General features: G+C 65.0%; 18 protein-coding genes. 15 read left to right on the forward strand and 3 right to left on the reverse strand.

The window, feature by feature from the left end:
* The first annotated feature begins 63 nt into the window (after nt 1-63).
* The 7 genes from folE to HAP40_RS12820 all read left to right on the forward strand — a co-directional run bounded on the left by folE (nt 64) and on the right by HAP40_RS12820 (nt 7,592).
* On the forward strand, nt 64-690 hold the full coding sequence (gene folE / locus HAP40_RS12790) for a GTP cyclohydrolase I FolE (protein ID WP_166817464.1): 627 nt from the start codon (nt 64-66) through the stop codon (nt 688-690).
* A gap of 29 nt (nt 691-719) precedes the next feature.
* Entirely contained in the window at nt 720-2,243 is a 1,524-nt protein-coding gene (locus tag HAP40_RS12795; RefSeq protein ID WP_166817463.1) for an FAD-dependent oxidoreductase, read from the forward strand.
* A gap of 129 nt (nt 2,244-2,372) precedes the next feature.
* Nucleotides 2,373-2,948 (forward strand): HdeD family acid-resistance protein, encoded by a 576-nt coding sequence (locus HAP40_RS12800; RefSeq protein WP_166817462.1) that lies wholly within the window; start codon nt 2,373-2,375, stop codon nt 2,946-2,948.
* A gap of 25 nt (nt 2,949-2,973) precedes the next feature.
* Nucleotides 2,974-3,198, forward strand: a complete 225-nt coding sequence (locus HAP40_RS12805; protein WP_166817461.1) for a hypothetical protein — start codon at nt 2,974-2,976, stop codon at nt 3,196-3,198.
* Between the two features lie 112 nt (nt 3,199-3,310).
* Nucleotides 3,311-4,522, forward strand: a complete 1,212-nt coding sequence (locus HAP40_RS12810; RefSeq protein WP_166817460.1) for an ABC transporter substrate-binding protein — start codon at nt 3,311-3,313, stop codon at nt 4,520-4,522.
* Nucleotides 4,523-4,694: 172 nt separating this feature from the next.
* On the forward strand, nt 4,695-5,909 hold the full coding sequence (locus HAP40_RS12815) for an acyl-CoA dehydrogenase family protein (protein ID WP_166817459.1): 1,215 nt from the start codon (nt 4,695-4,697) through the stop codon (nt 5,907-5,909).
* A 132-nt stretch (nt 5,910-6,041) separates the two neighbouring features.
* The gene (locus HAP40_RS12820; RefSeq protein ID WP_246741118.1) at nt 6,042-7,592 is read left to right on the forward strand and encodes a hypothetical protein; all 1,551 of its coding nucleotides are present in this window, start codon (nt 6,042-6,044) and stop codon (nt 7,590-7,592) included.
* Between the two features lie 235 nt (nt 7,593-7,827).
* Here the strand turns inward: HAP40_RS12820 and HAP40_RS12825 are convergent, their stop codons facing one another.
* A complete protein-coding gene (locus HAP40_RS12825) occupies nt 7,828-9,567 on the reverse strand; it encodes a methyl-accepting chemotaxis protein (protein ID WP_166817458.1) in 1,740 nt (579 codons plus the stop codon).
* Between the two features lie 222 nt (nt 9,568-9,789).
* On the opposite strand from HAP40_RS12825, the gene HAP40_RS12830 reads away from it, so the two are divergent.
* The 4 genes from HAP40_RS12830 to HAP40_RS12845 all read left to right on the forward strand — a co-directional run bounded on the left by HAP40_RS12830 (nt 9,790) and on the right by HAP40_RS12845 (nt 16,274).
* On the forward strand, nt 9,790-11,172 hold the full coding sequence (locus tag HAP40_RS12830; RefSeq protein ID WP_166817457.1) for an ethanolamine ammonia-lyase subunit EutB: 1,383 nt from the start codon (nt 9,790-9,792) through the stop codon (nt 11,170-11,172).
* Nucleotides 11,173-11,319: 147 nt separating this feature from the next.
* Nucleotides 11,320-12,906, forward strand: coding sequence for a B12-binding domain-containing radical SAM protein (locus HAP40_RS12835; RefSeq protein WP_166817456.1), 1,587 nt, complete (start codon nt 11,320-11,322; stop codon nt 12,904-12,906).
* A 5-nt stretch (nt 12,907-12,911) separates the two neighbouring features.
* Nucleotides 12,912-13,697, forward strand: coding sequence for an ethanolamine ammonia-lyase subunit EutC (gene eutC / locus HAP40_RS12840; RefSeq protein ID WP_166817455.1), 786 nt, complete (start codon nt 12,912-12,914; stop codon nt 13,695-13,697).
* A gap of 210 nt (nt 13,698-13,907) precedes the next feature.
* Nucleotides 13,908-16,274, forward strand: a complete 2,367-nt coding sequence (locus tag HAP40_RS12845) for an efflux RND transporter permease subunit (protein ID WP_166817454.1) — start codon at nt 13,908-13,910, stop codon at nt 16,272-16,274.
* A 31-nt stretch (nt 16,275-16,305) separates the two neighbouring features.
* On the opposite strand, the gene HAP40_RS12850 is transcribed toward HAP40_RS12845, so the two are convergent.
* Nucleotides 16,306-17,139: a hypothetical protein gene (locus HAP40_RS12850; RefSeq protein ID WP_166817453.1), complete on the reverse strand. Its 834-nt coding sequence runs from the start codon at nt 17,137-17,139 to the stop codon at nt 16,306-16,308.
* 76 nt (nt 17,140-17,215) lie between these two features.
* Entirely contained in the window at nt 17,216-17,713 is a 498-nt protein-coding gene (locus tag HAP40_RS12855) for a hypothetical protein (RefSeq protein ID WP_166817452.1), read from the reverse strand.
* Nucleotides 17,714-18,172: 459 nt separating this feature from the next.
* Here HAP40_RS12855 and HAP40_RS12860 point away from each other — a divergent pair, with 459 nt between their 5' ends.
* The 4 genes from HAP40_RS12860 to hpnE all read left to right on the forward strand — a co-directional run bounded on the left by HAP40_RS12860 (nt 18,173) and on the right by hpnE (nt 21,568).
* The gene (locus HAP40_RS12860; protein WP_166817451.1) at nt 18,173-18,406 is read left to right on the forward strand and encodes a hypothetical protein; all 234 of its coding nucleotides are present in this window, start codon (nt 18,173-18,175) and stop codon (nt 18,404-18,406) included.
* A 192-nt stretch (nt 18,407-18,598) separates the two neighbouring features.
* Nucleotides 18,599-19,483 carry a squalene synthase HpnC gene (gene hpnC / locus HAP40_RS12865; RefSeq protein ID WP_166817450.1) on the forward strand — a complete coding sequence of 295 codons (885 nt, stop codon included), beginning with the start codon at nt 18,599-18,601 and terminating at the stop codon, nt 19,481-19,483.
* Nucleotides 19,473-20,312, forward strand: coding sequence for a presqualene diphosphate synthase HpnD (hpnD, locus tag HAP40_RS12870; RefSeq protein WP_166817449.1), 840 nt, complete (start codon nt 19,473-19,475; stop codon nt 20,310-20,312). Before hpnC ends, hpnD begins: the two co-directional genes overlap by 11 nt.
* On the forward strand, nt 20,312-21,568 hold the full coding sequence (gene hpnE / locus HAP40_RS12875; RefSeq protein ID WP_166817448.1) for a hydroxysqualene dehydroxylase HpnE: 1,257 nt from the start codon (nt 20,312-20,314) through the stop codon (nt 21,566-21,568). Before hpnD ends, hpnE begins: the two co-directional genes overlap by 1 nt.
* Nucleotides 21,569-21,573: the final 5 nt, after the last annotated feature.

The raw sequence follows: 21,573 nt of genomic DNA on the forward strand, positions 1-21,573 counted from the left end.
GATTGCCGCCGTCCAAGCTGTGGGGCCGCTTTTGTATGCGGCTCGTTGCAGGGGAGGTTTTCGATGACGTCACAGCCGCGTCGGTTGGAACGTGTTGCGGTTGCGCAGGCACCGAGCGAACGGCCTGACAGGGCGGAGGTCGAGCAGGCGATCCGGACCATGATCCGCTGGGCCGGCGATGATCCCGCGCGCGACGGTCTGCGCGAGACGCCGGACCGGGTCGCCCGTGCCTTCGAGGAATATTTTTCCGGCTATGCGCAGGATCCGACGGAAATCCTGCAAAAGACCTTCGAGGAGATCGAGGGCTACGACGAGATGATCGTGCTGCGCGGGGTGCGCTTTGAAAGTCATTGCGAGCACCACATGGCGCCCATCGTCGGTCGCGCCTGGGTTGCCTATATCCCGCAAGGGCGTGTGGTCGGCATCTCCAAGCTCGCGCGTCTCGTGGACATCTACGCCAAGCGTCTCCAGATCCAGGAGAAGATGACCGCGCAGATCGCCAACACGATCAACGACGTGCTGAGGCCCGAAGGCGTCGGCGTCATCATCAAGGCGACGCATCACTGCATGACCACGCGCGGCGCGCACAAGCCGGGGACCGATCTCGTCACCAGCCGCATGCTCGGCGTGTTCCGTGACAATGCGCTGACACGTCAGGAGCTGCTGGGGCTTGCCAATTCGGACGATTGATCCCCCGCGAGCCGAAAGGAGACGTCACCATGACCGAGGACAACAAGCCGAGCGGACCCGACCTGACCCAAGGCGTGTCGCTGACCGAATTCAAGGACGGCAAATTGCTCGGCCATGTCGGCGAAGAGGATGTTCTCCTGGTCCAGACCGGCGACGAGATCTTCGCGATCGAGCCGTCTTGCAGCCACTACCACGGCCCGCTCGCCGAAGGCCTGGTGGTGGGCGACACCATCCGCTGCCCCTGGCATCACGCCTGCTTCGCCTTGCGGACGGGCGAAGCCACTCGCCCGCCGGCATTGACTGCGCTGGCGGTATGGGACGTCTCGCGCGATCGGGACAAGATCGCCGTCCAGCGCAAGCGAGAATCACCGAAATCGCCAGCTGCACATCGGACCGCGCCGACGGCGGAAAGATTCGTCATCGTCGGCGGCGGCGCAGCCGGCTTCGCGGCGGCGGAGACGCTTCGGTGCGAGGGCTTCGCCGGGGCCATCACCATGCTCAGCAATGACGGTGCGATGCCGGTCGATCGGCCGAACCTCTCCAAGGATTACCTCGCCGGCAACGCGCCGGAGGATTGGCTGCCGCTGCGCGGCGAGGACTATTATCAGGATGCAGGCGTCGATCTCAGGCTGAACGTGAACGTCTCCGCGATCGACCCGAAGGGGCGAAACGTCACGCTGGGCAATGGCGAGAGATTGCCGTTCGACCGGCTGCTGCTTGCGACCGGCGCCGAGCCGGTCAAGCTGCAGATTCCGGGCGCAGACCAGCCGCATGTCCACACCCTGCGGTCCGTCGCCGACAGCCGCGCCATCATCAAGGCAGCCGGCAGCGCGAAGCGGGCGCTGGTGATCGGGGCGAGCTTCATCGGCCTCGAAGTCGCCGCGTCCTTGCGGGCGCGCAAGCTGGAGGTCCACGTGGTCGCGCCCGAGCAGCGGCCGATGCAGAAGGTGCTCGGCGCCGAGATGGGCGATTTCGTCCGGTCGCTGCATGAGGAGAATGGCGTTGTCTTCCATTTGAAGGATACGGTGGAAAAGCTCGACGGCATGCGCGCGACGCTGAAGAGCGGCGCGGTGATCGAGGCTGACCTCGTCGTGGTCGGCATCGGCGTCAAGCCGCGCCTTGCGCTCGCCGAGCAGGCGGGGCTCGCGGCCGATCGTGGCGTCAGCGTCACCGAATATCTGGAAACCAGCATAGCCGGCATCTTCGCCGCCGGGGACATCGCGCGCTGGCCCGATCCGCATTCACGACAAACCATCCGTGTCGAGCACTGGGTGGTGGCGGAGCGGCAGGGCCAGACCGCGGCACGCAACATGCTCGGCAGGCGCGAACGCTTCGACGCGGTGCCGTTCTTCTGGTCGCAGCACTATGACGTGCCGATCAACTATGTCGGCCACGCCGAGAGCTTCGACGACGTCGCGATCGACGGCAGCATCTCCGGCAAGGACTGCCTGCTGAAATACCGCAAGGCCGGACGCGTGCTGGCGGTCGCCTCCATCTATCGCGATCTCGACAACCTGAAGGCCGAGCTCGAAATGGAGCGGTCGCGGGCTTGACGCGCCGCATTCGATCCTTGATTTGCGTCAATGTTGCTGCCGGCGAGGGCTGCTTTGCTGGCTGTCGTTCCGGCACGGCTCGTGCTATCCTGGCGTGTGCCTCCGGGCTTCGCATGCAGGAGTGGCCTCATGACAACTGCTTCGGATACCCCACAACATCTCGGTCTTGGCTCGGGCATCGCTGCGCTGCATGCCAAATGGGGCTGGATCGTCGCGCTTGGTGTCGTCTACCTCATTGCCGGCTTCATCGCGCTTGGCAGCGTGATGATGGCGACGGTGGCGAGCGTGATCGTGGTCGGCGCCATGATGATCGTCGCCGGCGCTACCGAAATCATCGGCGCGTTCCAGATGAAGAGCTGGGGCAAGTTCCTGATCTGGGCCTTGCTCGGTGTGCTCTATGTCATTGCGGGCTTCCTGACCTTCGAAAACCCGCTGTTCGCGGCAGTGCTGCTGACGCTATTCCTGGGCGCGTCGCTGATCGCCTCGGGCGCCGTCAGGCTGTTTCTCGCCTTCAGCATGAAGCGTGAAACGCCATGGGTGTGGGTGGCGCTCTCCGGCGCCATCACGCTGCTGCTCGGTCTGTTGATCGTAGCGCGCTGGCCGGTCAACAGCGTCTACATCCTCGGCCTGTTCCTCGGCATCGATCTGATCATGGCCGGTGCCGGATGGATCAGCCTGGGCTTCAGCCTGAAGCAACGGCGCTAGGCCGCCTCGCCGGAGGGAGATCGTCATGCGGTGGTTTCACCTCGCCGTCATCGTGCTACTTGCTGCGGCGACGTTGATCTTCGCCGCGCAGAATTTCGATACAGTGACGATCTCCTTCTTCAGGATGAACTTCAGCCTGCCGCTCGCGCTCCAGACGCTGATCGTCTATCTGCTCGGCGCCGCAACCGGCGGCAGCCTGTTTGCCCTGCTGCGGCGCTCCTACGCGGGCTCGAAGCGAGGTGTCGGGTAAACCAGCAACTCGACGCAAGACCATCTTACGGAACTCCGCTGATCTGACGCGCTGACAAAAAGCAGCACGCCGCGTGAGCGCTTCGCGCGGCGATGATCATCGGGGAGAAACCATGAAAGCCGCTTTGGTCCTGGCCGCAGCGCTGGCTGCCGCCTGCCTGTCCACGCCCGCCGCCGCGCAAAAATCCTACGGTCCCGGCGTCAGCGACACCGAGATCAAGATCGGCAACACCATGCCCTATAGCGGGCCGGCTTCTCCGCTCAGCATCACCGGCCGGGTGATCGCGGCCTATTTCGACGACGTCAACGAGAAAGGCGGGGTCAATGGCCGCAAGCTCAATTTGATCTCGCTGGACGACGCCTTCTCGCCGCCCAAGACCATGGAAGCGGCGCGGCGGCTGGTCGAAGGCGACGGCGTCGCCTTCATTTTCGCCACCATGGGCACCGCGCCGAGCTCGGCGATCGCAAAGTACCTGAACAGCAACAAGGTGCCGCAGCTGTTCCTGATCAGCTCGGCCTCGAAGTGGAACGATCCCGCCAACATGCCCTGGTCGATGGCGCTGCCCTGGGCGCCGAACTACACCAGCGAGGCCGCGATCGACGTCGCCTATGCCCGCGCCAAGAATCCGAATGCGCGCTTTGCGGTGCTCTACCAGAACGACGACGCCGGAAAGGAATATCTGCGCGGCGTCAAGGAGGCGCTCGGGGCGGACGCCGACAAGGCGATCGCGATGGCCTCCAGCTTCGAGGTCGCCGATCCCACCGTCGATTCCCAGGTGCTGACGCTCGCCAACACCAAGGCCGACGTCTTCATGATCTACTCGGTGACGCCGCGCGCCTGCGCGCAGGCGATCCGCAAGGCCCACGAGGTCGGCTGGCAGCCGACGCGCTTCCTCGCCAGCGGCTGCGCCAACAAGGCGACCGTGATGGTGCCGGCGGGCCTCGACGCCGGCAAGGGCGTGCTCTCGCTCGGCGCGCTCAAGCCGTTTGTGGCGGAGCCGAAGAACGATCCGGCGATGACGGCCTATATCGAGTTCATGAAGAAGCGCCTGCCCAATGCCGACATCAACAACGTTGCCGGCCTCTACGGCTACACCGTCGCCGAGGCGCTGGTGGTCCTGCTCAAGCAGTGCAAGGACAATCTGACCCGCGAGAACATCATGGCACAGGCCGCGAACATGAAGAACGTGCCGCTGTCGCTGCTGATGCCCGGCATCACCCTCAACACCACGCCGCAGGATTTCCGCCCGATCAAGGACGGTTACATGCTCCAGTTCGACGGCAACGACTGGGTCGTGGCGAGCGAGCTCCTGCGCGGGACGTGAGGTGAGGGTGAGCCGGCGGCCTCTCTCCGCGAGCTCGGAATCGTAGGGTGGGCAAAGGCGCACTTGCGCCGTGCCCACCACCGGTCCAACACAGCAACAAAAAGCGGTGGGCACGCTTCGCTTTGCCCACCCCACGATACTGGCGCGAAGGTCAGCGAGCGGGAGGACTAAAATGGACTTTCAACATTCCCTCCGTTCGCTGGAGCTGCAGGACCGTGTTCGCCAGTTCATGCAAGCTCATGTCGAGCCGGTCGAGGATCTCTATTACGAGCAGGTCAAGCCTGAAGCCGTGCGCTACAGGACGCCGCCTGTGCTCCAGGACCTCAAGCGGCTGGCACGGGAGCAGGGGCTGTGGAACCTGTTTCTCTCCGGCGAGCACGGGCCCGGGCTCACCAATCTCGAATACGCGCCCGTGAAGGAGATCATGGGCCGCATCCTCTGGGCCCCCGAGGTCTTCAATTGCTCGGCCCCCGATGTCGGCAACATGGAGGTGCTGGCGAACTACGGCACGAAGGCGCAGCAGGAGCGCTGGCTGCAGCCGCTGCTGGAGGGACGTATCCGCTCCGGCTTCTCGATGACGGAGCCGCAGGTCGCCTCCAGCGATGCCACCAACATCCAGTGCGAGATCCGACGCGACGGCGGCGACTACGTCATCAACGGGCGGAAATGGTTCACGTCAGGCGCGATGAACGAGGATTGCGAGATCCTGATCGTGATGGGCAAGACCGCGCCGGATGATCCCGACCGTCATCGCCAGCAATCCATGATCCTGGTGCCGAAAGCGACGCCAGGCGTGCGCATCGTCCGCGACATGCTCACCTACGGCTATGACGACGCCCCGGTCGGTCACCCCGAGATCGTCTACGAGAATGTCCGCGTGCCCGCCGAGAACATCCTGCTCGGCGAAGGCCGCGGCTTCGAGATCGCGCAGGGCAGGCTCGGGCCCGGCCGCATCCACCATTGCATGCGGCTGATCGGCTGCGCCCAGCGTGCGCTGGAATTGATGTGCCGGCGCGCGGTCTCCCGCACAGCCTTCGGCAAGCCGCTGGCCGAGCAGGGCTCGGTGCGCGAGGACATCGCGCATTCCTTCTGCGAGATCGCGCAGGCGCGGCTCTTGACCCTGCAAGCCGCCGACAAGATGGACCGTGAGGGCAACAAGGCCGCGCGCGACCTGATCGCCGCCGCCAAGATCGTGGTGCCCAGCATGGCCGCCCGCGTCATCGATCGTGCGATCCAGATCCATGGCGCCGCCGGCGTCTCGCAGGACACGTTCCTCGCCCGCGGCTACGTCTACGCCCGCTTCATCCGCATCGGCGACGGCCCCGACCAGGTGCATCTGGCCGCGGTGGGGAAAGAGCTGGTCAAGCGGGGCGGGGTGATGGTGTAGGGCGGTACGCCGCCGGGACCGGCAACTCCCACGCGCCGGCCATGAAGTCCTATTGTTTCAGATCATTGTAGTACAATGGTAACTACTCCTGATTGAGAGTGGCGCTGAGCAGGCTATGGCAGGTTCGCGCAATTGAGAGAGAATGGACCGCTGGAGGAGAAGGCTTCTGCTGATATCATGAGCAGCGGTCACGCCCGCGGTTGGGCGGCAAGCATCCTCCTCAACACGGGTTTGCGCTGGACGATCGTGGCGGCGATCCTCCTCGTCGTCCTGCTCATTCAGATTCCTGTCGTTCTCAATGCGGATCTGGCTTGCCTGCTGACTGAAGGTGAGAAAGTTCTCGATGGCCGGAAGCTTGGGGTCGACCTCTTCGAGCTGAATCCGCCGTTGTCGGTCTACCTGTATATGCCGGCATCGATGCTTGCGCGAGTGACCGGTATTGCGCCTGAGATCATCGTGATCATCCTGGTGATGATCGAGATCGTCGGCGCCCTCTTCATGATCGATCGCGCCGCTGCCGCGGCGAAGCTGGGAGCCGGAGAAAGAAGCGTTTCGACATACTTGTTCGTATTCCTGTTTGCGATTCTTCCGGTCGGCGTATTCGGGCAACGTGAACACATAGCCGTCATTGCACTCGCTCCTTTTGTCGCCATCACTGCGATCCGCTGGCGCGGGCTTGCACCTGGACCCATTGCGGTTTTGGCCGGGCTGGCTGCCGGCCTGGCCATGAGCATCAAGCCCCAGCTCGCGCTCGTGCTGGGCTTTCCGATCATCCTTGGTGTCTTCCGCCAGCGTTCGGTCAAGCCGTTGTTCACCCCCGAAGCCTGTGCGGCCGCTGCCGTCGTCATCGGCTATGGGGCGGTGGTCGTTCTCGTCTTTCCCGATTATCTGTTGACCTATGCGCCGATGGTGACTGCGGCTTATCTGCCGTTGCGGATGAGTTTGGTCGAACTGCTTCCTTTCCCGGTCGCGGTGATAGGCGCTTCGGTCGCGTTTCTGCGCCTCGTGGCTCCCCAGGACTTCAAGATGGGAGGCGACGCGACGCCGTGGCTGGCCGCAGCGGTCGGCGGAGCCGCGAGCTTCATTCTCCAAGGCAAGCATTGGGGATACACGGCGTTTGCGCTTTGCGTGTTTGCGATTGCTGCGCCGATGCTCCATGCGCACGTCCGGACGTTGCGGATGCCGGTCATCACCGCTGGCCTCGTTGCCGTCGCGTTCATCGGGTACTGCCTGTCCGTGCAGGTCCGGCCCTTCCCGCCATTGCAGGGGCGTATTCAGGCTCTTGCAAAGCATCCGCGGCTGATCACGATCGGTGATCACGTGGCTCTGGGGCATCCTCTCGTTCGTCAGATCGACGGGACGTGGGTGGGCAGCTCTTGTGTGCAATTGCTGGCGGCCGGCGCGATGCTGCTCCAGAACAGTTCGCAGCCAACTGTGGGCGAACGCGCAAAACTGGACGGCATCATACATTTCGAGCGGCGGCAGTTGTTGGCGGACCTGCGCGCCGGTCGACCGGACGTCATCCTCGTGGATACCTATCTGCTGAGCTCGTTCCGGTTCGACTGGCTGGCCTGGGCCAACTCCGATCCTGAGCTCCGGACAGAGTTGAGTCGCTACCGTGAAGTCGAGGACGTCGGCGGTCGCGTTCGGATACTGGTCGCGGAATCCAGTTCGGAACGATAGTCCCGCCTCGTTCGAGAAAACCGGCGCGGGCATGGGCAAACCGTAGCCCCGCCACGATGACATCATGCCAGTGTTTTGCCCGACGCGTCAAATGAAATTCGTAAAATCAGCAGTGCCTTTGCGGCGCCCGCCAAGCCATTGAAAAACCTCCTCCCGTCTACTGTGCATGGGGTTGTTTTTTCATTTTTTGTTTTGGGCGGTCCACCTTGCCGCCTTCGCCGCGGTCAGCGGTCCGTCATCCCGCCCTGGCGATCCTGCCATCCGCCGATCCCGCGCGCAGGTTCTGGAAGAACTTCTCGACCTCGCGCGACAGCGTGTCCGCCGTCTCGGTCAGGCTGCTCGCCGCCGTCAGCACCGAGGTTGCCGCGGTGTCGGTCTCGCCGATGGCGTCGCGCAGCGACGTGATGTTGGCGACCAGCGTCTCGTTGCCCTGCGCGGCGCTTTGCGCGTTGGACGAGATCTCGCGTGTCGCCTGGTCCTGCTGGCCGATGGCGCCGGCGATCGCCGAGGTGACCTCGTTGATCTCGCGCACCGCGCCGCCGATCTCGCGGACGGCGTCGACCGCGTTGCGCGTGGAGGCCTGGATCATCGAGACGTTCTCGCCGATCTCGGCGGTGGCCTTGGCGGTCTGGCCGGCGAGCGCCTTGACCTCGTGGGCGACGACGGCAAAGCCGCGGCCGGCTTCGCCGGCGCGGGCGGCCTCGATGGTGGCGTTGAGCGCGAGCAAATTGGTCTGCTCGGCGATCGCCTGGATCAGGTTGAGCACGCCGTCGATGCGTTGCGTGGCCGCGGCGAGGCTCTCGATCTCGGAGATCGACTTCTCGGTGCGCTGGCCGGTCTGCTCGACCGCGCCGGCGGATTGCCGCACCTGGCGGCCGATCTCTTCCACCGAGGCCGACAGCTCCTCGGCGGCGCTCGCCACCGCCGTGACGTTGTGCGAGGCCTGCTCGGTGGCGTTCGCGGCGGTGCCGGCGCGGCTGTTCGCATCCGCGGTGACGCGCGTGATGGTCTGCGCGGTCTCGCGCATGGTGGAGGCGTTGTCGCTGAGGCCGCGCATGATGGCGCCGATCGCCTCGCGGAACGCCTCGACCGATGTCTCGATATGGCGGGCGCGCTCCTCGCGCGCGGCGGAGTCGTTCGAGACCTGAGAGGCGAGATTGCGGTTGCGGCCCATCGCCTCCTGGAAGACCTCGATCGCGCGTGCCAGTGCGCCGATCTCGTCGGCGCGGTGGCTATAGGGCACCACGACGTCCTCGCTCCCGTCGGCGACCTGCTTGATCGTCGCCGTGATGGCCGAGAGCGGCCGTGCGATCGAGCGGGCGATGATGACGATGCCGAGCACGACCAGGACCAGCGCAAGGCCGCCGAGGCAGGTCAGGACGAAAGACAGCGTGCGATTGGTCTCGGTCTGCCGGGCGATCTGCTTGGCGCGCTCGGCGTAGACCTTCGAGAGGGCTTCGAGATCCTTGTTCAGCGCCGACCGCACGCTGCGATTGGCGTCGTTGTCACCCCATTCGCGGCCGGCGGCCGCATTGATCTCGACGCCGCGGCGTACCAGCTCCTTGCGGAACTCGACGAACTGCTCGATGCGCTTCTTGAAGGTGGCGAACTGCTCGGCATCGTCGTCCCTGACGATGGTCTCCCAGCGCCTCACGACGTCGAGGATCTGCGCGTTGAACTTGAGCAGGCCATCGCCGTATTTCTTCACGACGGCGGGCTCCGTCGACATGTAGACGCCGCGCGATTCCATCACGACCGCGTAGACCAGCGAGTTGACGCGCTCGACGTTCAGCGCGGCGGCATTCGCCGTCTCGATCGCGCTGGTCAGGTCGGCGCTGCGGCGGCTGTTGTAGTCGGACAGCATCGCGATCGCCGCCGTCAGCAGCGCGAACAGTGCGAAGATCGCATAGAGTTTGGCGGCAAGCGTGAAGCGGCCGGCAAGGCGGGCGGCATTCCCAGATCGGTCAGATGGCATGGTGTTCAAGGAGCCCGAGATGGCCTGGAGCGGCCGGTGAGCACGGTCGTGCAAATTGATGCAAAACTATGCAGAACGAAGATGGATGCGCCGTTAACGGCCAGGGGTTGGCCCTTCGCCCTTGGCGGAAAGAAAGGTAAGATATTTCAGCGTCTTGATCTGAAGGTATAGTCTTGGGATCGCGCTGGACTCGGCCGCTGGCCGACGAACCCGGAGGGGCCTTTGGTCTACCGCCACACCATCGACGCCACGACCTACGCGTTCCCGGACCTGCGCGACCTGCTCGCCAAGGCGACGCCACCGCGCTCCGGCGACCGGCTGGCCGGGGTCGCCGCCGCCAGTGCCGAGCAGATGATCGCGGCGCGGATGGCGCTTGCCGATGTCCCGCTCGGACGATTCCTCCAGGAAGCCGTCATCCCCTATGAGGCCGACGAGGTCACCCGCCTCATCATCGACAGCCACGATGCCGGGGCCTTTGCGCCGGTGGCCGCGCTCACGGTCGGCGGCTTCCGCGACTGGCTGCTGTCGGATGCCGCCACGGCCGAGGCGTTGAAGAAGCTCGCGCCCGGCATCACGCCCGAAATGGCGGCGGCGGTCTCGAAACTGATGCGCAACCAGGACTTGATCCTGGCGGCGCGGAAATGCGAGGTCACCACCGCCTTCCGCAACACCATCGGGCTGAAGGGGCGGATGAGCACGCGCCTCCAGCCCAACCATCCCTTCGACGATGCCAGGGGCATCACCGCCTCGATCCTCGACGGCATCCTGCTGGGCGCCGGCGATGCCTGCATCGGCATCAATCCCGCGAGCGACGATCCCGCGATGATCGCGCAATTGCTGCGGCTGCTCGACGAGATCATCGCGCGGCTGAAGATCCCGACCCAAGCTTGCGTGCTGACCCATGTCACGACGACCTTGTCGCTGATCGGGCAGGGCGTGCCGGTCGATCTCGTCTTCCAGTCGGTCGCGGGCACCGAGGCCGCCAACCGCAGCTTCGGCGTCGACCTCGCGCTTCTGAAGGAAGCGCAGGAGGCCGGGCTGTCGCTGGGGCGCGGCACGGTCGGCGAGAACGTGATGTATTTTGAGACCGGGCAGGGCTCGGCCTTGTCGGCCAACGCCCATCACGGCGTCGACCAACAGACCTGCGAGGCGCGCGCCTATGCCGTCGCCCGCGCCTTTGCCCCGCTCCTGGTCAACAGCGTGGTCGGCTTCATTGGCCCGGAATATCTCTATGACGGCAAGGAAATCATCCGGGCCGGGCTGGAGGATCATTTCTGCGGCAAGCTGCTCGGCCTGCCGCTCGGGGTCGATATCTGCTACACCAACCACGCCGAGGCGGACCAGGACGACATGGACAATCTGCTGACGCTGCTCGCCGCCGCCGGCGTCACCTTCATCATGGGCGTCCCCGGCGCCGACGACGTCATGCTGAACTACCAGTCGACGTCTTTTCACGACGCGCTCTATGTCCGCGACGTCTTCTCCCTGCGCCGCGCGCCCGAATTCGACGACTGGCTGGTGCAGACGGGCATTGCGGGTGCCGACCTCCGCCTTGCCGGGGATGCAGGCCTGCTGCCCGATTTTGCCTCGCGGCTGATCGCATGACAGAAGCTGCGAGCTTTCAGGAAACCAATGCTTCCTCTTGGAATTATGCTTGTGCCACAATATTGAGAAATTCCGGCGACAGCGTTACGCTATGTGTCTGGCTGGCAATTTCCGCACCATTCGGTCGAGCGTGGCGGGGGAGCTTTGATGCGAGCTGAAAGTAACGGTACGTCCCGGCGGATTCTCTGTGTGTTTCCGCGCTACACCTCCTCGTTCGGGACGTTCGAGCATTCCTATCCCCTGACCGACGGCGTTCGCGCCTTCATGCCGCCGCAGGGGCTGCTGCTGATCTCCGCCTATCTTCCGAAAGACTGGCAGGTCAAGTTCGTCGACGAGAATCTGCGCCGCACGACCAGCGAGGAGTTCGAATGGGCGGAAGTGGTCTTCGTCAGCGGGATGCACATCCAGCGCCAGCAGATGAACGACATCTGCCGCCGCGCCCATGAATTCGATCTGCCCGTTGCGCTCGGCGGTCCCTCCGTCAGCGCCTGCCCGGATTACTATCCCTCGTTCGACTATCTGCATGTCGGTGAGCTCGGCGATGCCACCAACCAGCTGATCGACATCCTGTCGCGCGATACCTCGCGGCCCGAGCAGCAGGTGGTGCTGACCACCAAGGACCGCGTGCCGATGACGGAGTTTCCGATCCCGGCCTACGAGCTCGTCGACGTCAAGAAGTACTTCCTCGGCAGCATCCAATATTCCAGCGGCTGTCCCTATCAGTGCGAGTTCTGCGACATCCCCGGCCTCTACGGGCGCAATCCGCGCATCAAATCGCCGGAGCAGATCATCGCCGAGCTCGACCGCCTGCGCGAATGCGGCATGACCGACACGGTCTATTTCGTCGACGACAATTTCATCGGCAACCGCAAGGCTGCAATGGACCTGCTGCCGCATCTGATCGAATGGCAGAAGCGGACCGGCTATGTCGTCCGGCTCGCCTGCGAGGCCACGCTCAACATCGCCAAGCGGCCCGAGATCCTCGAGAAGATGCGCGAGGCCTATTTCATCACCATCTTCTGCGGCATCGAGACGCCCGATCCCGATGCGCTGAAGGCGATGCACAAGGACCACAACATGATGGTCCCGATCCTGGAGGGCGTGCGCACCATCAACTCCTACGGCATGGAGGTCGTGTCCGGCATCATCATGGGGCTCGACACCGACAAGCCGAACACGTCAGAGGCGCTGCTCTCGTTCGTCGAGGACTCCCGGATTCCGCTGCTCACGATCAATTTGCTCCAGGCCCTGCCGAAGACGCCGCTGTGGGACCGGCTGGAGCGCGAGGGGCGCCTGGTCGAGGACGACGGGCGCGATTCCAATGTCGACTTCCTGCTGCCTTACGACGAGGTCATCGCATCCTGGAAGCACGCCATGGCGGTCGCTTACGAACCCGAGAAGGTCTATGCGCGCTTCCAGTATCAATGCGACCAGGTCTACGTGCATCGCCTGAAGATGCCGGTCCCGGACGAGATGAAGACCTGGCGCAACATCAGGCGCGGCCTTGTCATGCTGCGCAACATCTTCTGGAAGGTGGGCGTGCTCGGCGACTACAGGCGCGTGTTCTGGACGTTCGCGCTGGGACGCATCAAGCGTCGTGACATCGAAGGCCTGATCGGCTGCACGCTGATCGCGCACCATCTCATCACCTTTGCGCGCGCGGCCTCCAGCGGCAAGCAGAATGCCTCGAACTATTCGATCCGCCTGCGCGAGGCCGCCGTTCCCGCCGAGTAATGCGAATGCCTGATCCGGCTCCGCCGCGCCGTCCGACGCTCGACCTGCGGACGCTCACGCCCGCACGCGTTGCGCTGGGCCGCAGCGGGGCGAGCGTGCCGACGCGCGCGCTGCTCGATTTCACGCTGGATCATGCCCGCGCCCGCGATGCCGTGCATGCCGCCTTCGATGCGCCAGGTCTGATCGCCGAGCTCGCCGGGCTTGGCCTCGTGGTCACCGAGGCGAGGAGCAGGGCGGTCGACCGCGCAGACTATCTGCGGCGGCCGGATCTGGGACGGCAGCTCGATGCCGAATCAGTCGAGGCGCTGACCCGGGTCGCTTCGGCGCCGTGCCAGCTCGCGATCGTGATCGGCGACGGCCTGTCGGCGGCCGCGGTCCACGCTCATGCGGTGGCGCTGCTGACGCGCCTGATGCCGTGGCTCGCAGCCGGCGATGGTGTCGCGATCGGCCATGTCGTCGTCGCCTCGGGCGCGCGCGTCGCGCTTGGCGACGAGATCGGCGCGATTCTCCATGCGCGCATGGCCCTGATGCTGATCGGCGAGCGGCCGGGCCTGTCGGCGCCCGACAGTCTCGGCGCCTATCTGACCTTCGGGCCGCAGCCCGGCCGCACCGATGCCGAGCGCAATTGCGTGTCGAACATCCACCATGCCGGGTTGAGCTATGACGAGGCCGCCTTCAAGATCGCCTGGCTCCTCCGCGAGGGGCTTGCCCGGGCAACCACCGGCGTGGCGCTGAAGGACGAGAGCGCGGACCGCGTGCCGCGTCGAATTGGCACATCCGCGCCCGGATGACCTGTGGGCAGGCCCCAAAATCGCCGCATCTTGATCGCTTTGCCCGCACTTCGCCTGCTTGCGAGAAGGGCGATTGACCTGCTAAACCCCGGGCGGCGATTTTCCGCGCATTTTCAAAGGGCAAGCCTCTCCCATTGGTATGGCGTTTTCAAGCCGTTCGCGGGGCGCAATAAGCTCTCAGACCGAGTCGATCTAGGAACTGGATAAGGCATGCTCGAAAAGCACAGCGAGAATGAGGTTCATGTCGACAAGGTCGAGCAGGGACCTACGTCCTCGATCGCCTTCGGGCTGGAGCGTCTCGGGCTGATCGCCGTCCGGGCGCCGATCGTCTCCTGCATCGTCCTGATCGTCCTGATCGTCGGCGCCGTGTTCGGCATCCACCGGATCAAGATCGACGATTCGCTGTCGCAGCTGTTCCGCTCCGACACCAAGGAATTCAAGCAGTACGAAGAGGTCACCAAGAAGTTCCCGGCGGAGGAGTTCGATGTCCTCGTCGTGGTCGAGGGCAAGACCCTGCTGGCGCGGAACAACCTCGAGAAGCTGCGCGACTTCGTCACCGACCTGCAGCTGGTCGAAGGCACGCGCGGGCTGGTCTCGCTGTTCTCGGCGCGCCAGGCGCCGGCCCCGGGCAAGCTGCCTGCGGCGCTGTTCCCGGCCGAGCTGCCCGAGGGCGCGGCCTATGACAAGTTCATCGAGACCGTCAAGAACAACGAGATCATCCGCGGCAAGCTGTTGTCGGAGGACGGCACGCTGGCCCTGATCGTGCTGTCGCTCGATCCGGAGGTGGTCGGCTCCAACAAGCTGACCAAGACCGTCGGCGACATCCGCGCGCTGATGAAGGAGGACCTTGGCGACACCGGGCTCAACGTGCAGCTCTCCGGCGTGCCGGTGATGCAGCTCGAGATCCGCAACGCGGTCGAGCGCGACGGACTCACCTACAACATCCTCGGCATCCTCGCCGGCTGCATCATCGCGATCATCTTCTTCCGCAAGATCTCGTTCATGGTTGCCGCGGCGTTCCCGCCGATGATCGCGATCCTGCTGGCGCTCGGCGCACTCGGCTGGGCCAATTTCAACCTCAACATGTTCCTGAACGTGATGACGCCGCTCATCATGGTCATCAGCTTCTCGGACTCGATGCAGCTGACCTTCGCCGCGCGCGACCGGCTGATCGCGGGGCAGGACAAGTTCACCGCGTTCAAGAACGCGGTGCTGGTGGTGGGCCCGGCCTGCGTACTGACGCACGGCACCGCCGGCATTTCCTTCATCGCGCTCCAGTTCTCCGACTCCGACCTGATCCGCAAGTTCGGCGAGGCAGGGCTTGCCGCCACCATCATCGCGCTGGTCGCGGTGCTGTCGCTGGTGCCGGTGTTCGGCGTGCTGCTGGTGCGCAACGAGAAGGTGTTCGCGGTCAAATTCCAGGGGGCCGATGCCGGCGTCCAGGCGCTGCGCAATTTCTGCTACTGGATCGCGGTGCGCATGGTCGGCCGTCCCGGCCTGTTCAGCCTGATCGCAGTGCTGTTCGTCGGCGGCCTCGGTGTCATCTACGCCAATCTGGAGCCGCGCTACCGGCTCGCCGACCAGGTGCCGGACAAGCGTCAGGCGGTCGCCGCCAGCGACCGGCTCGACGCCAAGCTGACCGGTGCCAATCCGGTCAACGTGCTGATCCAGTTCCCCAAGGGTGAGACGCTCTATTCGCCGGAGACGCTCCAGACCATCGCCGACGTGCATGCGACCGTGGAGAAGGCGGCCGGCGTCGGCAACGTCTGGTCGCTCGAGACGCTGCGCCGCTGGCTCGCGGAAAAGGCCGGGAGCGCCGACGTCGCGACGCTGAAGGAATATGTCAACGTCATTCCCGAGCATCTGGTGCGGCGCTTCATCGATGCCAAGCAGGATGCCGTCGTGGTCGCCGGCCGCGTGCCGGACAAGGATTCCAGCCAGCTGCTGCCGATCGTCGACAAGCTCGACAGCGAGCTCGACGCCGTCCGCAAGAAGCATCCCGGCTACGAGATCGCGGTGACCGGCCTGGCCGCCATCGCCGCGCGTAATTCGGCCAGCATGATCGAGAAGCTGAACCATGGCCTCACGATCGAATTCGCGCTGGTCGCGATCTTCATCGGGCTCGCCTTCCGCTCCTGGGTGGTGACGCTCGCCTGTATCCTGCCGGGCATCTTCCCGGTGGTGATGTCGGGAACGGTGCTGTGGGCGATGGGCGAGGGGCTGCAATTCGCCAGCGTCGTCGCGCTCACCGTCTCGTTCGGCCTGGGCCTCAGCGCCACCATCCATTTCCTCAACCGCTTGCGGCTCGAGAACAAGCCGGGCGTCGGCTCGGCGCTGGCGGTGGAGCGGGCGACCGTGCTGGTCGGCCCCGCGCTGATTCTGACCACGGTGGTGCTGGCCTGCGGCCTCGTCGTCACCGTGTTCTCCGACCTGCCGTCGCTGCGGCTGTTCGGCTGGCTCAGCGCCTTCTCGATGGTGATGGCCCTCGTTGCCGACCTCTTCATCCTGCGGCCGACGGCGATGTGGCTGATCAACCTGCACGCCAAGCTGCAGGGCCCCGACAAGCCGGCGATCTGAGTGGCGGGGCAGCGGAGGCTGCCCAGCGCCCTCACGCGTCGATACGGATGATTCCGTAGGGATTGAACTTGAAGTCGCCCTCGGCGTAATCCTGCTCCCGCGACAATTTGAGCTTGCGGTCGCGCAGCGTCGCCTCGATGCCGCGCTCGCCCATCGCGTCCGCGACTGCATCCATCAGCTTCACCGCGTCGCGGTCGCTGCCGCGCGATTTCGCCACGTAGATATCCGGCAGCCCGACGAGGTGGAAGCCGACGCTTTCGTTGTAGGTGTCGCCGCCGAGCGGACGCTTGGCGAAGGCGAGGCGGCAGGTCCGGCCCATGGCCGCCGTCATCGTGAGGCCCTGGTTCGTGGTCGCTGCGGCCTTGCACTCCCTGGCCAATTGCATCCATCGCGCGAGACCGTGAGCAACGCCCGCGCTTTCGCCCTTCACGGCCGTTGCGCCGGCCTCGATCATCTCCTCGACGATGCGCAAGGCGGCGGCCGAATAAGCGACCGTCTTCTGCTGCTCCATCGGTGGGCCCAGCACGTAGAGCACCGCCTTGTGGTTGGCCACGGCGGCTTCGTCCGCCGCGGACCATGCGTTCGGGAAGACCCGGTCCCAGCACACGCCGAACGAGCGCTCCATGTGCGGATCGGGTTTGGCTTGCGAATAGGTGCGGTCGATCTCGAAGTTGAAATCCGCGATCGTCTTGGCCACCGCCTTCGGCGGTTGCAGCAGGCTGTCGTCCTTGCCGAGGAAGCAGAGTACGTGACGCGGCTTCACTGACGAAGGCTGCATGTTCGCTCCGGGCCGATCATTGGCGAAGGCGCGCGTGGCCACCAAGATTCCCGCGGCCTTGAGCAGATGTCTGCGAATCGGGTCCATGTCCACGACACTGTCAGCAAAAAGCCCCCGGCTCGCGAGAACCGGAGGCTGAACTCGTTTCGAAGGGAAGGCCGCCTCAGCCCTTCGTCATCGTGATGTTGACGCCGCGGATCTCGCCCTTGGAGGAGATCTGCACCGTCTGCTTGGTGCCGTTGGTGCGCAGCGACAGATTGGCGGCAAAGCCGTTGGCCTCGACGAACACGTCGATCTGGCCGCCGCCGGCGGTGCCCTGCAGATTGCCGAAGATGTTGCGGTTGGTTTCGCTCCAATTGCCGGAGATCCGCTCGCCCTGGCTCGTCACGTCGCTGGTGAGGTCGAACTTGTAGCTGTCGGACGCGCAGTGCAGGGCCTGCTTGAGGGCGAGGCCGCTGCCGGCGACCTTGTAGTCCGCCTTGCAGCGGATGCGCTCGGTGGAACCGTCTGACAGCGAGACCGTGCCGGTGCCCGTCCATGCGCCGTCGAAACCGGCAAATGGACCGGACGACTGAGCGTGGCCTGCCGAAACCGAAAAGAGCAGCGCAGCCCCGATGCCAGCCGCCTTGATTGCCAGTCCAGAACGCTCAAAAAATGTCATCTCAAATATCCCGTTTTGGAACGACGTTCGCCCAGATCGAGAACGTCTCGCCACATCGAAAGTTTAGTGCGCCGAGCCAGTGTCAGGTTCAAAGCCCGACGGCCGGAGAGGGCGGTTCACGGCACCTCGCGTCATGCCTTCGACCGGCGATTTGGCGTGTTTCAGGGTGTTTCCGGCGGGACAAGCAGGGTGAAGAGATGCAGCCCTGCAACAGGCATGCAGTAAAATGCGGAGCTCCCGAATTATGACGTAGTATCAAGCCCTTACATCTGCGATTGAAGACGCAGGGAAGACCTGATTCGGCGGGCGCGGCGCCAATTTGGCCGCATTTGCCAGTGCTTGTGCCTTCTCTGAGGCCGCTACTCCCGCGGCGACTTGCCATCAGAACAATCCGTTCCGGCCATCCGCCCTGTGCAGCCCGGGATCGGTGCGATTCTGCCGTCAGAATGAAGGAATACAATGCGTAAGCTTCTCGTCGCTCTCACCCTGCTGTCGGCCTCCCTTTCGACGGCCGCGTTCGCCCAGCAAGGGCGTGGCACGGACGCCGAGCAGAAGGCCTGCACCCGTGATGTGCAGAAGTTCTGCCGTCCGGTCATCGACCAGGGCGATTTCACCGTCCTGGCCTGCCTCAAGGAGAACCGGGCCAAGATCTCCCAGGCCTGCGACCAGGTCCTGAAGAACCACAATCAGTAAGCTCGGCCGTTGGCCTATGAAGGCGGCCCTGGAGGCCGCCTTTTCGGGCGCAATCCGCCAAGGGCAGCCATCGAGAGACAGGATTGGTTTTGCGGCCGTATTCCCCTATATGGGGGCCGCGGCGGCACTGCCGGCATGAGCCCGCGCGAGCGAAAAACCCTTCCTGTCCAACCGATTGTAAACCAGCCCTCGATGACCTCTGCGAGCGAATTGCGATCCGGCAAGGGTGACCGCGACGAGAATTTTCCCGTCGCGTCCTGGATCATTCATCCGCGTCATCGCGCCCTGATCCTGGCGTATTACAATTTCGTCCGCACCGCCGACGACATTGCCGACCATTCGACGCTGCCGGCCGACCAGAAGCTCGCTTATCTCGATCTGCTCGAGGCGGAACTGCTCGGCAAGGGCGATACCCAGGCCGAGGCCGTGACGCTGCGCGGTGCGCTGGCCGAGCGCGGCATGGCGCCGCGTCATGCGCTCGACGTGCTCATCGCCTTCCGCATGGACGTGACCAAGCTCCGTTACGAGAATTGGGACGAGGTCATCCATTATTGCCGCTATTCGGCGATGCCGGTCGGCCGCTTCATGCTCGACGTTCATGGCGAGAGCACATCGACCTGGGCGGCGTCGGATGCGCTCTGCGCGGCGCTCCAGATCAACAACCATCTGCAGGATTGCGGCAAGGATTTCCGCGAGCTCAACCGCGTCTATCTGCCGCGCGATGCGCTGGCTGCGAGCGGCGCCTCGGTCGAGCAGCTCGGGCTGACGCAGTCGCCGCCGGCGATGCTCGCCTGTCTTCAGGCGCTCGCTGTGCGCAACGAGGCGCTGCTGAACGAGAGCAAGTCGCTCAGCGCGGAGGTGAAGGATTTCCGCCTCGGCGTCGACATCGCGGTGATCCAGGCCTATGCCGACCGCATCGTGCGCCTGCTCAGGGTGCGCGATCCCCTGCGCGAGCGCGTGCATCTGAACAAGCTCGAGCTTCTCACCTTCAGCCTCGCCGGCATGATCGGCGAAGTCGGCCGTCGCGCGATCGGACGCAAGGCCATTTCCAGACCGGGGACTGCACATGACGCTTGAGGCGACCTCGCCCGGCGCCAATTATGGCTCGACCGCATCCGGCAGCTCGTTCTACGCCGCGATGCGCATTCTGCCGCATGACCAGCGCGAAGCGATGTTCCAGATCTACAGCTTCTGCCGCCAGGTCGACGACATCGCCGATTCCGACGGCCCGCGCGAGGAGCGGCTCGCCGCGCTTCAGCAGTGGCGCAACGACATCGATGCCCTCTACCAGGGCAATCCGCCGCCGCGGCTGAAGGACTACGTCGCCTCGGTGAAGACCTTCGGGCTGAAGCGCGAGGATTTCCTCGCCATCGTCGACGGCATGGAGATGGACGTGCCGCAGGACATCCGCGCGCCCGACATGGCCACGCTCGATCTCTATTGCGATCGCGTCGCCAGCGCCGTGGGGCGCCTGTCGGTGCGGGTGTTCGGCCTGCCGGAAGAGGACGGCATCCTGCTCGCCCATCATCTCGGGCGCGCGCTCCAGCTCACCAACATCCTGCGTGACATCGACGAGGATGCGGGCCTTGGCCGGCTCTATCTGCCGCGGGAGGCGCTGCTGCACGCCGGCATCACCTCCGATGAGCCCAACCGCGTGATCGTCGAGCGCGCGCTGCCGAAGGTCTGCCAGCCGCTGGCGCAGCGCGCGAAATCGCATTTCGAGAAGTCGGACGAGATCATGAACCGCAACAAGCGCCGCGCCGTGCGCGCGCCGCGGGTCATGTCGAAATACTACCATTCCATTCTGGACCTCCTGATCGCGCGCGGTTTCAATGCGCCGCGCGAGCCGGTGCGTGTGTCGAAGGTCACGCGCCTCCTGATCCTGCTCCGTTACGCTTTCATCTGATGCAAAACACAGCTCACATCATCGGCGCCGGAATTTCCGGTCTCTCCGCCGCCGTGCGGCTCGCCAATGCCGGCTTCAAGGTCGCCGTGCACGAGGCGACGCACCAGGCTGGCGGCCGCTGCCGGTCCTATTTCGACGGCGCCACCAACCTCACCATCGACAACGGCAATCATCTGCTGCTGTCGGGCAACGGTCATGCCCGCGCCTATGCGCGCGCGATCGGCACCGAGGCGGGACTGGTCGGCCCCGAGAGCGCGCAGTTTCCCTTCGTCGACATCAAGACCGGGCAGCGCTGGCAGATCGATCTCGGCACCGGCCGGCTGCCGACCTGGGTGCTCGACGAGAGCCGCCGCGTCCCTGATACGGGTCTCACCGATTATCTGAAGCTGGCGCCGTTGATCTGGGCGTCGGAGGAGACGCTGGTCGGCAAGTCCATTCCGACCGAGGGCGTGCTCTATCAGCGCCTGGTGCAGCCGCTGCTGCTGGCCGCGCTCAACGTCGATCCGCCCGAGGGCTCGGCGGGGCTCGCCGGCGCGATCGTGCGCGAGACGCTGCTCGCGGGCGGGCAGGCCTGCCGCCCGTTGATCGCGCGCGACGGGCTCAGCGCCGTGCTGATCGAGCCCGCGGTGAAGTTTCTGCAGGAGCGTGGCCACAGCGTTCAGCTCGGCCATGAGCTGCGCTCGTTTGCGACCAGTGACGGCAGGACCAGCGCGCTGAATTTCGGCGGCGAGGACGTGATCGCGCTCGGTGAGGGCGACGTCGTGATCATGGCGGTGCCGCCGCGCGCCGCCGCCAGCCTGTTGCCCGGCCTGAAGACGCCGACCGAATTCCGCGCCATCGTGAACGCCCATTTCCGCTTCGAGCCGCCGCCGGGCTCGGCGCCGATCCTCGGCGTGATCGGCGGCGTGGTGGAGTGGCTGTTCGCGTTCCCGAACCGGCTTTCCGTCACCATCAGCAATGGCGACCGTCTGGTCGACATGCCGCGCGAGGAACTCGCGCAGGCGATCTGGAACGATGTCTGCAAGGCCGGTGGCGTGTCCGGTGAGCTGCCTGCGTGGCAGATCGTCCGTGAGCGCCGTGCCACATTTGCGGCGACGCCTGCGCAGAATGCCCTGCGTCCGGGGCCGGTCACTGCGCTGAAAAACCTGTTTCTTGCGGGGGATTGGACTGCTACGGGATTGCCTGCAACCATCGAGGGATCGGTCCGGTCGGGCGATCGCGCCGCCGATCTGGTTTTGGCCGCAAAGCGGCCCTGACGGGC

This window comes from Bradyrhizobium sp. 1(2017), assembly GCF_011602485.2.
GTDB lineage: Bacteria > Pseudomonadota > Alphaproteobacteria > Rhizobiales > Xanthobacteraceae > Bradyrhizobium.

What these genes read in the sequence shown, in the direction of transcription:
- folE (WP_166817464.1), top strand. Translation starts at nt 64, where the DNA reads ATGACGTCACAGCCGCGTCGGTTGGAACGTGTTGCGGTTGCGCAGGCA.
- HAP40_RS12795 (WP_166817463.1), top strand. Translation starts at nt 720, where the DNA reads ATGACCGAGGACAACAAGCCGAGCGGACCCGACCTGACCCAAGGCGTG.
- HAP40_RS12800 (WP_166817462.1), top strand. Translation starts at nt 2,373, where the DNA reads ATGACAACTGCTTCGGATACCCCACAACATCTCGGTCTTGGCTCGGGC.
- HAP40_RS12805 (WP_166817461.1), top strand. Translation starts at nt 2,974, where the DNA reads ATGCGGTGGTTTCACCTCGCCGTCATCGTGCTACTTGCTGCGGCGACG.
- HAP40_RS12810 (WP_166817460.1), top strand. Translation starts at nt 3,311, where the DNA reads ATGAAAGCCGCTTTGGTCCTGGCCGCAGCGCTGGCTGCCGCCTGCCTG.
- HAP40_RS12815 (WP_166817459.1), top strand. Translation starts at nt 4,695, where the DNA reads ATGGACTTTCAACATTCCCTCCGTTCGCTGGAGCTGCAGGACCGTGTT.
- HAP40_RS12825 (WP_166817458.1), bottom strand. Translation starts at nt 9,567, where the DNA reads ATGCCATCTGACCGATCTGGGAATGCCGCCCGCCTTGCCGGCCGCTTC.
- HAP40_RS12835 (WP_166817456.1), top strand. Translation starts at nt 11,320, where the DNA reads ATGCGAGCTGAAAGTAACGGTACGTCCCGGCGGATTCTCTGTGTGTTT.
- eutC (WP_166817455.1), top strand. Translation starts at nt 12,912, where the DNA reads ATGCCTGATCCGGCTCCGCCGCGCCGTCCGACGCTCGACCTGCGGACG.
- HAP40_RS12845 (WP_166817454.1), top strand. Translation starts at nt 13,908, where the DNA reads ATGCTCGAAAAGCACAGCGAGAATGAGGTTCATGTCGACAAGGTCGAG.
- HAP40_RS12850 (WP_166817453.1), bottom strand. Translation starts at nt 17,139, where the DNA reads ATGGACCCGATTCGCAGACATCTGCTCAAGGCCGCGGGAATCTTGGTG.
- HAP40_RS12855 (WP_166817452.1), bottom strand. Translation starts at nt 17,713, where the DNA reads ATGACATTTTTTGAGCGTTCTGGACTGGCAATCAAGGCGGCTGGCATC.
- HAP40_RS12860 (WP_166817451.1), top strand. Translation starts at nt 18,173, where the DNA reads ATGCGTAAGCTTCTCGTCGCTCTCACCCTGCTGTCGGCCTCCCTTTCG.
- hpnC (WP_166817450.1), top strand. Translation starts at nt 18,599, where the DNA reads ATGACCTCTGCGAGCGAATTGCGATCCGGCAAGGGTGACCGCGACGAG.
- hpnD (WP_166817449.1), top strand. Translation starts at nt 19,473, where the DNA reads ATGACGCTTGAGGCGACCTCGCCCGGCGCCAATTATGGCTCGACCGCA.
- hpnE (WP_166817448.1), top strand. Translation starts at nt 20,312, where the DNA reads ATGCAAAACACAGCTCACATCATCGGCGCCGGAATTTCCGGTCTCTCC.